The 13,347-nt window shown below is 47.5% G+C and carries 12 protein-coding genes; 4 read left to right on the top strand and 8 right to left on the bottom strand.

Annotated features, from left to right (window positions below):
- Nucleotides 1-454, top strand: a 454-nt coding sequence (locus ABHR63_RS02985; RefSeq protein ID WP_430392749.1) for a Mu transposase domain-containing protein, incomplete at its 5' end; no start/stop codon positions are given.
- Nucleotides 451-1,278 (top strand): ATP-binding protein, encoded by an 828-nt coding sequence (locus tag ABHR63_RS02990; protein WP_346965866.1) that lies wholly within the window; start codon nucleotides 451-453, stop codon nucleotides 1,276-1,278. The genes ABHR63_RS02985 and ABHR63_RS02990, both read left to right, overlap by 4 nt.
- 595 nt (nucleotides 1,279-1,873) lie before the next feature.
- On the opposite strand, the gene ABHR63_RS02995 is transcribed toward ABHR63_RS02990, so the two are convergent.
- The 8 genes from ABHR63_RS02995 to ABHR63_RS03030 all read right to left on the bottom strand — a co-directional run bounded on the left by ABHR63_RS02995 (nucleotide 1,874) and on the right by ABHR63_RS03030 (nucleotide 10,406).
- A complete protein-coding gene (locus ABHR63_RS02995; RefSeq protein WP_035138621.1) occupies nucleotides 1,874-2,227 on the bottom strand; it encodes a DUF2304 domain-containing protein in 354 nt (117 codons plus the stop codon).
- Nucleotides 2,227-2,958, bottom strand: coding sequence for a glycosyltransferase family 2 protein (locus tag ABHR63_RS03000; RefSeq protein WP_229042286.1), 732 nt, complete (start codon nucleotides 2,956-2,958; stop codon nucleotides 2,227-2,229). Before ABHR63_RS03000 ends, ABHR63_RS02995 begins: the two co-directional genes overlap by 1 nt.
- A 324-nt stretch (nucleotides 2,959-3,282) precedes the next feature.
- Nucleotides 3,283-5,259 carry a DUF2142 domain-containing protein gene (locus tag ABHR63_RS03005; protein WP_346964853.1) on the bottom strand — a complete coding sequence of 659 codons (1,977 nt, stop codon included), beginning with the start codon at nucleotides 5,257-5,259 and terminating at the stop codon, nucleotides 3,283-3,285.
- Between the two features lie 112 nt (nucleotides 5,260-5,371).
- Nucleotides 5,372-6,517, bottom strand: coding sequence for a glycosyltransferase family 4 protein (locus tag ABHR63_RS03010; RefSeq protein WP_346964852.1), 1,146 nt, complete (start codon nucleotides 6,515-6,517; stop codon nucleotides 5,372-5,374).
- Between the two features lie 33 nt (nucleotides 6,518-6,550).
- The gene (locus tag ABHR63_RS03015; protein WP_175406050.1) at nucleotides 6,551-7,411 is read right to left on the bottom strand and encodes a LicD family protein; all 861 of its coding nucleotides are present in this window, start codon (nucleotides 7,409-7,411) and stop codon (nucleotides 6,551-6,553) included.
- Nucleotides 7,412-7,415: 4 nt separating this feature from the next.
- Nucleotides 7,416-8,660, bottom strand: coding sequence for an MATE family efflux transporter (locus ABHR63_RS03020; protein ID WP_346964850.1), 1,245 nt, complete (start codon nucleotides 8,658-8,660; stop codon nucleotides 7,416-7,418).
- Between the two features lie 44 nt (nucleotides 8,661-8,704).
- Nucleotides 8,705-9,652: a glycosyltransferase gene (locus ABHR63_RS03025; RefSeq protein WP_158554631.1), complete on the bottom strand. Its 948-nt coding sequence runs from the start codon at nucleotides 9,650-9,652 to the stop codon at nucleotides 8,705-8,707.
- A gap of 31 nt (nucleotides 9,653-9,683) precedes the next feature.
- On the bottom strand, nucleotides 9,684-10,406 hold the full coding sequence (locus ABHR63_RS03030) for a PspC-like choline-binding domain-containing protein (RefSeq protein ID WP_346965867.1): 723 nt from the start codon (nucleotides 10,404-10,406) through the stop codon (nucleotides 9,684-9,686).
- Between the two features lie 165 nt (nucleotides 10,407-10,571).
- Between ABHR63_RS03030 and ABHR63_RS03035 the strand changes: the two genes are divergently transcribed.
- The gene (locus ABHR63_RS03035; RefSeq protein ID WP_346965868.1) at nucleotides 10,572-12,344 is read left to right on the top strand and encodes an NTP transferase domain-containing protein; all 1,773 of its coding nucleotides are present in this window, start codon (nucleotides 10,572-10,574) and stop codon (nucleotides 12,342-12,344) included.
- Between the two features lie 2 nt (nucleotides 12,345-12,346).
- Nucleotides 12,347-13,288 (top strand): DMT family transporter, encoded by a 942-nt coding sequence (locus tag ABHR63_RS03040; protein ID WP_346964847.1) that lies wholly within the window; start codon nucleotides 12,347-12,349, stop codon nucleotides 13,286-13,288.
- Nucleotides 13,289-13,347: the final 59 nt, after the last annotated feature.

Below are 13,347 nucleotides of genomic sequence, written 5' to 3' on the forward strand. Positions count from 1 at the left end.
CCTCTGGTGCGCCGAGCAGGGAGGCCGCTGGCGGCGCGCGGCGGCATGCGTCCCGATGCGCGAGCACGAGGCGGCGTGCTCGGCGAACACCAGGCCGCTCGAGGTCACGGCCGAGGTCGAGCGGTACCTGTGCCCGCGCCGGAAGATCTCCTTCGACGGCTTCGTGAGCTTCGAGGGGCACCGCTACGGCGTGCCCTACTGGTACGTCCGCCGCGAGTGCAGGGTGAGCCGGGAGGGGCGCGTGGTGCACATATACAGCGACGACCTCTCCCGCGAGCTCGTCGCCCACGCCGTCGGCACCGGCGCCGACAGCTGGTGCGAGGGGCAGTGGGAGACATCGCCGGCGCAGCCCGAGGAGCTGCCGACCCAGCCGGTGGGGACCGTGGTCGAGCAAATCGCCCCGCCCAGGACGAAACCCGGTTTCGAGAGGTTCGACTTCGGGAGGGCCGAATGATGGCGGGCGCGGGGGCGAGCCCCTACGAGCTCGCGAGCGACGCCGCGTCGAGGCTCGGGATCGCCGTCGGGGCGGAGGAGCTCGCGACCCTCGCCTCGGACCTCGACCTCGGCGACGGGGAGATGGCCGCCGTGGCAGCCACCTTCTCCTACCTTGCGGAGAAGAGGAGGCTCGCCTCCATCGAGACGCTGCTGAGGCTGAGCAGGCTGCCCAGGCGCGAGCCCAAGACCTTCGAGGGCTTCGACTTCTCCAGGATCCAGGGCCGGGACGCGGCCGCGCTGGGCAAGCTCCCGTCGCTGGCCGACCTCTACGCGCACCGCAACGTCGCCTTCGTCGGGCCCGGCGGCATAGGGAAGACGCACCTCGCGCAGGCCTACGGGCGCGAGTGCTGCATGCGGGGGCTCAAGACCTACTACATAAAGGCGACCGAGCTCAGGGACAGGTTCCAGAAGGCCGTCCAGCGGGGAAACACCTCGCGGGTCGTCTCCTCGCTCGTCAAGCCGTCGTGCCTCATCGTTGACGAGGTGGGGAGATGCGTCTACGACAGGCCGTGCACCGACCTGTTCTTCGATGTCGTCGACAGGCGCTACGAGAAGGAGGGGCCGAACGCGATGGTCCTCACGAGCAACATCGCCCCGAGCGGGTGGGATGAGTTCTTCACGGGCGACGACACGCTCCTCTGCGCCCTCGGCAGGCTGTTCGACAAGGCGTCGGTGTTCGTGATGCGGGGCCCGAGCTACCGCGGCAGGGAGCTTGACACCTACTCGGTGGAGGCCGTCCCCCAGGCGGTGAAGGTGAGGGGGGTCCAGCCCGAGGGGATGTAGGAATGCGATAGGAAAGTCATAGATGCGGGCGTGTTGGCTAAAATGGGTCGGCCGGGATTGGTCAATCTCGGCCGACTATATTTGGCTAAATTATTCCGGCGCTAACACTTAAAAATTAAACGGGTTAAAGGACTAGCAAAAACCGATATATCATCTGCATTATGTATTACAAAATGATGCGCAAATACACACCACATTGAGATTAACCAAAAAAGCTCGACAATGGAATTACGTTCTTTTGCCATGGAGTTCTCCGGCTGGCTTAAGTTGACTCTATGCATCGATACAAGCCAATTGGCGTACAGTAGTGGTGAATTATAACGGCTGAGACGATTTAACAATCGGACCAAGGACCTCGTCACCGCTGTCCATCCAGATGACGATTTACAGCGAAACACCCCAGTCAAATTATGCTTCGGAAAGAATATTGCTCAGGCAGTTCGATAATGAAAGGACTTTTGACTCAAGAGCGAGCCCCCACCACCGGGACCACTCGAGCATAACGGTCCCTGGGCTCCGGCGCTAGATTGACAACCACCCTGGGAGACTTAATGAGGAATAGCCGAAGGAACTGAATCAAACCATCGTATTGAGCTCATTCATGATTAGACCATTTCTCAAGTTCCTTTTCGAGTAGGGCAATCCTATGAGTAAGGTTTTTAATCGCCAAAACATGACGACTCACGGCAACGCTAAGAGACAGAGAGATTGCAAGCAACAGCACGATTGCACCCAAAAAAAGGAAATTGGCTGGGTTGACAAACCCAATAGCTGTTGAACAACTATAAATAATTTGAGGACATATATCACAAATCAAGGCCGCCATACACATCAAAATCCACAACAGAGAGTACTTAAGAAGCATCTTTCCGTTGGACACGAGCCGCAAAACATAGACGAGAAAGCCGCCGAAAAAGAGGGCCGCACCAATCCTCAAAATTAGATTCATTATTTATCTCCCCTATGAACCCAGCACACAAGAACAATGGCTAACGTGACCTTGATCATGTAGTAGACGGAAGAGAAGCCCCCGATGGACGAACGTCCGCCTTGGCGTTCATTCATCTTTACAGGCGCCTCCATAACGGGAAGACCAAGCTTCATAGCCAAAGCAATCGACTCTGGCTCCGGGTAGTCATCAGGATAACTCTTGCAGAACAGGTCGATAGCATCTTTATTGCATGCCCTAAAACCAGAAGTGGGATCGGTGACCACCTTACCCGTAAGCAGCTCGAGCAAAAATGAAAGCCACCTGATTCCAACGCGACGCATAAAAGTTGACTGAAAACCATCAGTCTCAACCAGAAATCGAGAGCCTATCGCCAGGCTCGCCCCACCCTCAATCAGCTTTACAAGCTCAGGAACATAAGAAGGATCATGCTGGCCATCGCCGTCAACCTGAATGTCAATATCATAGCCAAATCTCTGAGCATACTTATGGCCCGCTTGGACCGCTCCACCGATACCAAGGTTCTGTGGCAGGTCCAATATGTTGACACCATGCTCTCGACAAAGCTCAAGCGTTCCATCTTGTGACCCGTCGTTGATTACAACATAGTCATATCCCGCAGCTTTTATAGACGCAACGGTATCGAGAATGCACTCCTGTTCGTTATAGGCAGGGATTATTACGAGAACACGCGGATATCCTTTTGAACATGTTGTTGCAGCAAGAGACAATCGAGATTCATCCATTCCAAAAAAGTTGGCTCTTAGCGACGCTTGAAGAAATTGCGACTCTTACAGCCCAACGCACAGTTTAACTCAAACTTAAGTTTACAGTATCCTGACTAGCCATCGCGAAGTTACATCTCAAGCTTAGATATTTAGCTTGCTTAACTGGGGCCCACACGGAGTCCCCACCCATCATAGCAGGGTAAGGGCCCCGTGCACCTCTGTCTCAAATGCGGAACGCATGTCCTGAGTCCTCAACGCCGTCCCATTCGAACCAATCTAATCCAACTATTATCCCCTCTTACTATAGCCATGACTTATAGCGCTAGTTTAGAAAAATCGGATATACAAAAGCTCGAAAAACACAAAATACAGCAGCCCAAATGGAATCCCGAGCATAAAGGCTGTACATTTAGTCTTCTCTTCCTCGTCGCAGTAAATAGGAAACCTGAGCAAAAGACAGGCGAAAGGTATTAACAAAGGTATGAGGTATCGCGCCTGAACACCCGCAACTGTCTGGCTTCCAACTCCTGTAAAGGCGATGTATAGAGCCAAAGCAACTAAATAGCAAGTAGCAAGAACCAGGAATAGAGTCCAAACAATCCCGAAACGGCTAAACTTAAATTTAGTAACTTTTTCATTATCAATAATGCATATAGCCTCAAACAACACGATGGGAAGATATGAAAGCCATGGGAACAGATTGGACACGTCCCCAAGATAAGCCATATTCGTTGATATTGAATTGAGAAACGCCGGGGTCAGCATCGATCCAAAAACGAAATTCGAGATTACAACTATAGTTCCAACTGGATTTGCAAGCACTCCCGTCGTTTGACCAGCCGTAGAGACTTCGGAGCCACCACGTGCATCAGAAATGTTATTTACGACAGAAGAGAAATATGGCGTCAAGAAAGATAAAATCATTATGGCGCAAACGAATAGTGCAGCTCCAATCAAGATACGTCTTTGCTTGCTCGAAGTATATTTATCTGCAGGAATTAAAAGCGCAAGTCCGAATAAGGGAAAATAAATCGCTTTAGCTGCAAATCCGATTGCAAAAGATAATAGAAATCCGAAGAATGTTTTTGCAGAAATATCCTCTTCAGAAACAAGCATCTTCAACAAAAGAGCTGTTCCTAGCAAACTGAACGATATCACACAGGGATCATACGAGTAACTGGCTGCCATTAACACGGCAGACGGGAACAACGCAATACAAGTGAAAAGACATTTTCTGCAAGGGGCTATACGAATTGCGATTCCGCAGATAACTGCATACGCAAGTAAATTAAATAATTTTCCCAATGCAAATTTGATAGAAAATGGGAGATGAAGCAAGCGACCCAAACAAAGGCCGATAGATGAAGGAATATAGGCAATTTTAGAAAGAGCCACACTATCAAAACAATTAACACGTTCGATACCTTCAGCTATATTATTTTTATCGGCCTCTCTGACTAATTGCTCAACAGAGCCACGGTTAAACTCTCTTGTTTCATCTATTGGGTACTTACCCAAAGATGCATCCAAACTAAAGCCGTCCCCCCTATAAAACTGTTCGACTATCATTCGGTCAGAATTTGTTATTTCAGCATTTGTGAGGTAGGAAACACTATTTGCATTTCCATAGTGGACCTCATCATCCCATGTCAGAAAATTTGTAACGGGGAAGCAAATAATTACGGATAGACCGACCGAGACAATGCATGCGAAAGCGAACAGTTCGGGCTTCAGATAAGAAGTGCCCCCATTAATAGCAATCAACCCGATCAAAACAGTAATGGGCAAAGCAGACGCGAACAACACCGTCTTTGACTTATCGAGCGGAATGCCAATAAAAGCGATTAAAACAGCAAAGCCAACAGAAACCGTCAAAAAAAAGAAACACTTCTTAGTATCAGTTTTCTTAACCGAGGCTACAAAGCTCTTCACCAGGCCATAGCAAAGCTCAATGCCTTGAAACGCTAAAACTAAATGAAAGCATATAACAAGACTTGCGATATTCCATGCGTCAAGATCGAAGGGGCCAAACGTCTTCGCACCAGTCAATATGATTAAAACTAGCAGAAAGCTGCTGAGAATGCTGGACGCGACGAGGACGGTTATCTGACGAATAGCGTCACCACCCGACTGTGATTTCGGTTGCAAATATAAGCACGCAACAGCAACGACATCGCAAAAGAGTTCAAGAATGAATAGATTTAAATTCTTATAGTGCAATGATGTCGCAACAGCTAATAAAAGAAGTCCCAGCCAAAAGATGGCAAGCGCGTACTCGCTTTTCTTAATTGCAGGATTATTCAAAACGTGCATCTCCAACTAAAGACAAAATCGAATAGGGTAAGTCGACAATAACAAATTCGTATCTCAAATCCAACTTCACTCAAAAGCTAAGCAAAAGCCAGCCAAGTATCACTTAGCAAATACAAAACGCCTTCTCGACATCCATAGCAGTGGCATCCCAGTTATATCGATTTTCAACAAGCGCCCTAGAGTTTCGAGACTGAAGAGAAAGCAGCTTTCGATCATCAAAAAGCCTGCATAATGCCGAAACCACCTCATCAGATGCCATGGACCGAATTATTGTGCCGAAGCTATCATCTAAGATAAGCTCGCGTGCCCCGCCCACGTCTGTTACCACTGCAGGCGTTCCGCAGGCTGAAGCTTCAAGAAGTACCGTTGAAAAGCCTTCGGAACGAGTTGGAAGACAAAGCACATCTGCTTGCTGAAGTAAGGAGGAAATATCCTCTGTGTTACATCTCCCAAGCCAAAACAAGTTAGACGAACAAGCTTCCTTGACCTCATTAGCCAGCGGACCATCCCCTGCAAGAACAAAACAAATATCACGCTTGGTAATATCTTTTGTGCGAGCCGCCTCAATAATTGAATATATTCCCTTTTCAGGAATAAGCCGCCCGACAAAAGCTACAACCAAAGATGACTGAGGGATACCTAATTCAGATCGGAAATCTCTCCCCGAAGAAATACTCCTATAGAATGAGGCATTGATTGAGTTTGAAATTACGCCTTTTGCAGTGATATTAAAGTGCTGAAGCCATTCAACACTTTTAGAAGAAATCCCATAGAAATCAGGTTCAAACGACTTTACGCGATCAGTAATCCAATCTTCATATCGGCGAACAAAATAATCAAGAAATAGCTGATTGAAAGAGAGATACGCTGAGCCGTGGTCGAGAACAACAGCCTTAGCACTATGATCCGCAGCAAACTTCAGCCCTTCGAGCGAGAGAGGGAAAAGTCTCGTGTTTATCAGAACACCATTCCACTCATAATCATCAAGGGTTTGCAGGAGTCGGTAATAATCACTGGTTTTTTTGGGAAGAGGAAGTCTTCCATCAAGTAACGGAATGCAAGGAAGACGAATTACCTCCAGGCCGTTTTCGACTGAATGACCGACTCCCACGCGCATCGAATCATTAGTAACGATAACCACCCTATCGCCGCGTGCAGTCAAGGCGTGAGCGAGACCATCGACAAAATTACCAATTCCACTAAGTTGCGGGTGATAATGGTGAGTGAAAATACAAATAGAGGAGCTCATCACATAACCTCATCTGATATAGATGTCATATCCTTAATTCTGTGCCGTCCAGACTTCCCCATCTCCAAAGTCGAGCAAGAGCGGAAGATGGGTATGTCGATTATCCGGTGACGGTATTTTTTTCCAATCGCCATACATCGTTGTAAGATATTTATCCGTCATACGAGGAACAGGGAATTCACTGCCTTCGAAAACCGCACTGCTCAGAGGGAAAATCTCTGAAATAGGCACTGGCGCCATATTCGGCCAGCTTAACGTCAGACAGTAATCAGAGACCTCACCCGTATTTGAGTCGGCAATACAGGAATCGAACAAATCCTGGTAAGAGCATGCGCCTCGAGAAACCAGTTGTTCCACCACGTGCATAGCAGAACAACCAATTTGCTCGAGTTGACCAAGGAACCCTTTATGAGGGACAACAATGGAAGAAGAATGATATAAATAGGCTCTTTTCTGCGCAATTGATGCAGTTCGGACTTGCTTTGCACGAAGGCGTTTATCTGTATAGAGCTGGTCATATGGAAAGATGTCGACAAAAATGCCCATCGAACTGGAAGCCTCTCGAGCCTCTTGATTCTCGAAGCGAGTTCCATCGCGATACACCTTAGCAAACATCGCAGCATAGCCAGTAGTATTCCGCGATGTATGGAGCGAATATCCTTCCGGTAACCCACCCTCGGCTAAAGAGCAAAAGCGGTCATAATCTGAACGCATCATTCCGATATCTATATCATCATCCCAAGGGATAAACCCCCTATGACGCATTGCTCCTAAACATGTTCCACCGTCAAGCCACCACCTGATGCCGCGCTTAGAGCAGAATGCGGCGACAACCTGAAGGATATCCAATTCAGTGTTTTGAAGCTTTAATAGCGCGTGAGCTTTAGACATCATCGGCCTATCTCTTTTCCCCGAACCATTGTTGCGTCTGTTTCCCCAAAACAGAAGACTGATAAATAAGGCAAATGGCATTGGATATAAGCGCCGATACAGTAGGGCCATTTAAGCCAAACAGCATTTGCGCAGGAGCCATAACAGCGACAGCACTAATTAAGGACAGCATGCTGCCAACAAATACCCCTCGGTAATTATCAAGAGAAACCAACAAATCGTTGACAAACCAAGCGATGCCAGTCAAAAAGGCACAAGCCAACATAGGCTGAAGGAGATCGGTATGTTTAGCTATTCCAGCGCCATAAAACAGTGACAGCAATAATTTACCGAAAAAGAAAAGGGCAACTGAAGATATGACACCGACAAAAAAGATGCCAGCAAGTATTTTACCTATGAGCGAAAAAAAGGACTTTTCTCTAGAATGGTAACGCTCTACTAGATAACCTAATAAAGGATTATAAATATAGGTCGCACCCATTTGGATAATTGCCACAGGTGCAGCAACTGATGCATAAATACCCAGAGCAGAATCTCCGAATGAATAAGATAAATACTGCCTGGGAATATTCGGCGCCGCAGAAGCAGCAATGCCGCCCAGAACGATGGGCAAACAGCTACATAGGAAGGCTCTGACCTTCGCTCGGCTAATTCCAAGCTTGATTGCAGAAATCCGATTTGATCTTGGATAATCGTAAATAACTCCGATGCCTATTGTCACTACCGTCATAAGCAACAGTGCACCTTCGAGGCTATTAAAAAATCCAAAGACAAGAATGAATGAAAGGAGAGAGCCGATGCCCTGCATTATGAGGGATTTCCCAATATAGTCCATCCTATGACCAACCTGATCATTAGCATGCATGACATCAATGACTAAGCCAGCGGTTTTATAGAGAGCATACAGAAGAATAGCGGGCACCGTACCAATACGACACGTTGCAATGGAATAGACGGCTAACATTGCAAACGCTATAAAAGTAGTAAAGAAACGAAAAGTCAGGTATTCACCAGCAAAGTTTTTCCTTTCAACATCTGCAATTTGCACCGTGTACATCCTGTATTGGGCTAATTGAGAAAACATGTTGAAAATAGACATAGCCAGCGAATAAATGCCTGCAGCACTATATCCATCAGACAGCCGAACGACCAAAATGGTGATAAGCCACTGACAGCCTAAATTAGTCAACGAACCGACGGTATTCCAGAACATATTATGTTTAATCGAAAGAGTCTTCTCTGTGGCCTTCACAAATATAAGCGCCCTTCTAAACCTGTCGAAATGAGGATACGGAGCTATCTCGCAGCTTTAAGTTCTTTTAAAATCAAAATAAACAGCCAATTCGGCATAAGACGTATAATGATATCTGCTTTAGCGATAGACGGGCAAGCTCGTCGGTATTTAAGTAAACCAATTATGGAGCGCCGCTCCCTTGCTTCAGCGAACCCCAATATTTCCTTTAGATGCGGTGAATCGGGAAATCTATCGGCAAATCGCCTAGCAGTATCAACCCTGTTTTTAACTCTTGTCGAATACCAATCATCTTTTGAAGAAACACCTGCAAGGAATCCAGTTTCGTTACCACCATGTCGACGATACTTAACCAAAGGAGTCATAGTAAAGCTGCACTTCCCCAGTTCACTGCAACCCAATGTCAACCACAAGTCATGTGCAGTCGATTCCGGAAAGGGAATCATCGACTTCGCCGCACTCGCATCTAACATGAGAGCCATACCAATGCCGTAACATACGCTTGCGGCCTGTACAGTAATATCCTCTCCAGAGCACCAATTTACTTCCGGCGAATTAGGATGAGCTTTCCTATAACTCTTTACCAGAATATTTCCGTTTTCGTCAATTACCGATCTATCACAAACATCTAGAATTGAGCCTTCTTCTAGCATATGGTTGAGCGAAACTTCAACTCTATTAGGCTCCCAAATATCATCCTGATCGCAAAGTACTACGTAATCCCCTTCCGCCAAGGAGAGCAGCGCCTCGAACGATTTGACATAACCGAGATTATTATCACCGTGATAATACCGATAGGCGTTTTTCGTTATATGCGCTTGGATAAACCGCTCTAATGAATCCGATTCAGGGCAGTCATTTCTAACTAGAAGCGTAAGCGGAAAAGTTTGTTTATCTATCGAATCAAGTTGTTCCGCGAAAAACTTAAGATCGGGTTTATAAGCTGAGAGAAGTACGCATACGCCAATATCATTTCCCATTTCTATTTCCAAAAATCCTCCCAAATTCATTGCTTAAAGATTATCAAAGCACCGTCTGTGGGTCAAAATAATAGCGAGCCCCACCTATCGTTTGCCATGACGAAGCAAGGGCACCCGATGAATAAGCCCAGTACCAATTCCCGTCAACGAGAATCCAGCCGGTTTTCATAGCACCAGTGGCATCTAAATAGTATTTCCCGCTCCCGAGGTCGACAAAACCAACCTGCATTATATGGGTGGCAGGATCCAGGTAATACCATGTGCCGTCTTGATAAAACCAATCAGCAGCTAAATCGCCTCCAGCATTGGCATAAAACCAATTTCCATCTGAGTTACGTAGCCAGCAGTTCTGATATAGCGCGCCAAAAGGCGTTGCGGCATTGCCGTCATTCGCATAAAACGAAGCAGTCGATCCGCCAGCATCGGTCACATTGAAATAACCTGTCTGCATTGCACCATCATTGGCCGGATCAAGCCAATACCAATAGCCCCCGCTTTGCAGCCAGCCAGTTTGGTGTTTACCGTTTTTTCCGTAATACCAAACTCCAGACGACTCGTCTCGTTGCCAGCCATCTTTTATGACGGAAGAATTATCAGGTTGCAAATCATCGGAAACCACAGAAGAAAAATCCGCTTTTGACTCAATACTCTGAGCCTCAACGGAATCCTGTGCAAACGCGACATTCGCACTCAGGGGCAAGCAGCAAGCAGTGATTAATGACGCAGCAGCACAAACAAGCGTGGCCTTCTTTTCGAATCGATACATAAGCGACCCTCCCAGATATCCTATTTAGTTATTTTAATCCACCTTTCGAGATTGATTTTCGCTACTTTCTGTTCAGTCTATGTAGCTAAATACAATTGATTGAACATATCGTTCAATCATTCTATTCTTTTCCTAAGCAATGAACATCTTAATTGGAGGCCTGCAGTGGAACTGACCAAGCGTAACTTTACAGTTCTGTACGAATACCTAAAGAACCCATATGCCAGCCAGCGAGAAGTTGCCGAGCGCACCGGCCTTTCACTTGGATCAGTAAACGCAGCGAATAAAGAGCTCACGAATGAGGGGCTTCTCGAATCGGACAGCCTAACCGACGGCGGTTACGAAGCGCTTCATCCCTATAAGGTTGAAAACGCAGTGATATTGGCTGCGGGGCTTTCGAGCCGCTTTGCTCCCATTTCGTATGAAAAGCCCAAAGGCCTTTTAAAAGTACGTGGTGAGATCCTCATTGAGCGACAGATTAGGCAGCTGCAAGACGCAGGTATCAGCAATATCACCGTCGTTGTCGGCTATAAAAAAGAATATTTCTTCTATCTCGAAAGCAAGTTCGGCGTCTCGATTGTCGTCAACAACGAATATGCATCCAAAAATAACCACGCATCGCTTATGTGCGTAAAAGAGCGGCTTGGCAACACCTATATTTGCTCAAGCGATGATTACCTTCTAAACAATCCGTTCGAAGCATACGTTTGGAAAGCGTTTTATTCTGCTCAATATGCTGAAGGCGCCACCAAAGAATGGTGCATTCAAACCGGAGCAATGGACAGAATTACCAATGTTACGATTGGCGGTTCCGATGCTTGGTATATGCTCGGACATGTCTACTTTGATAAAGCCTTCTCGCTTGCATTTAAGCAGATTCTCGAAACGGAATATAACAAGCCCGAAACAACGGACAAGCTTTGGGAAGATCTATATATCGAGCACATCAAGGAGCTCGATATGGTTATCAAGAAGTATCCTGAGGGCGAGATCAACGAATTCGATTCTCTTGATGAGCTGCGTGCCTTTGATCCGCATTTTATCGAAAACGTTGACTCCGATATTTTCGATAACATCGAGCAAGTGCTCGGCTGCTCCAAATCAGAGATTCACGACGTTTATCCCCTTAAACAAGGTCTTACGAATCTATCGTGCCACTTTAGAACCAATGACGGAGAGTACGTTTACCGCCATCCGGGAGTCGGGACCGAACTGCTTATTAACAGAAATGGAGAAGTAGCCGCACTTAAAAAGGCCAAGGAACTCGGCCTTGACGACACGTTCATTCATGAGGACCCAAAGCGTGGTTGGAAAATTTCGAAGTTTGTACCCAACGCAAAGCAGCCTGATCCGCATGATCCTGCCCAAATGAATCGAATGATGCAGATGTGTCGTTCGCTTCACGAGAGTGGTGCAAATGTCGAAACCGAATTTGACTTCTACCTCGAAGCGAAGCGCTACGAATCACTTCTTCTGGAAAAAGGTCCCATCGACATTCCAGGCTACAGGGAAATGTCCGCCGAAATCGATGAATTGGAGCACTTTGTACAGGCCGATAATGCACCAAAATGCCTTTGCCACAATGACTTCTTTTACCTCAATTTCCTTATCGATGAGAACGACAAGTACTATCTCATTGACTGGGAATATGCTGGCATGAGCGATTACGCAAACGATTTTGGAACATGCAGTGTCTGCTGCGAGCTTTCCGAAGATGAAGTCGACCGCGCGCTTGATGCATATATTGGGCGCAAGGCAACAAACAACGAAATTGCGCATAACTATGCGCACATTGCCCTTGCAGGATGGTGCTGGTACCTCTGGTCTCTTCTGAAAGAAGCCGAAGGCGACTTCGTGGGCGAATGGCTCTATATCTACTTCAATTACGGTGCCAAATACCTCAAAAAGGCACTGGAGATCTATCGGAAAGGTGAGTAACGATGCAATTCGGCTTTTTTAGCGGTCTTCTTTGGGGCCTTGATACAGTAATTCTTGGAATCGGCTTGGCGCTTGCGCCCTATATTGGATCGGCGGAAGCGCTTGCATGCGCCTCCATTGCGGGATCCTTTCTCCATGATGCCTTCTGTGCAATTTGGCTCTTTGGCTACATGGGAGTCCGAGGCAGACTAAAAGACACGCTCGCTGCACTTAAAACTCGTTCGGGCAAGGTCGTCATCGCCGGCGCCCTACTCGGTGGACCTATCGGAATGACCGGCTACGTATTGGCAATTAATAACATCGGAGCTGCCTACACGGCAATCATCTCCGCCTTCTATCCCGCAGTCGGAGCATTCCTTTCCTTCGTACTGCTGAAGGAGAAAATGGGCAAAGGCCAGATTCTTTCCCTTCTCGTTGCTCTTTGCGGTGTAATGACGATGGGCTATCTATCGGCCGGATCGAGCGAGATTGCAAATGCCCCCCTCGGCTTACTCGGCGCAGTGCTTGCCGTTATTGGATGGGGATCCGAAGCGGTGCTGTGCGCATGGGGAATGAAAGATGATGCCGTTGATGACGAAACAGCTTTGCAAATCCGCGAAACTACAAGTGCGCTTGTTTATGGAGCGCTCGTACTCCCCCTCTTCGGAGCATGGCATTTCACGTTGGGCGCTATCCCAAGCATGCCCACATTGATTATTGCACTCGCCGGACTCGCAGGAACTGCATCCTATCTGTTCTATTACAAGGGCATTGCGGCAATCGGAGCAGCGCGTGCGATGGCTCTGAATATCTCCTATTCGGCATGGTCAGTGGTCTTTGGCCTGATCTTGCTTGGAACAATTCCCGACATGGCATCCGTAATCTGCTGCGTTGTAATTGTATGCGGAACAGTTTTGGCAGCCAGTAACTGGGACGAACTATTTGGACGAAATAAGACAGTGTAGCTTGATTAACAATGCGGTAAAAAGGGAGAGCTCGTCGAGCTCTCCCTTTTTTAGCATTA

The organism is Collinsella aerofaciens, from assembly GCF_039752775.1.
GTDB lineage: Bacteria > Actinomycetota > Coriobacteriia > Coriobacteriales > Coriobacteriaceae > Collinsella > Collinsella aerofaciens_R.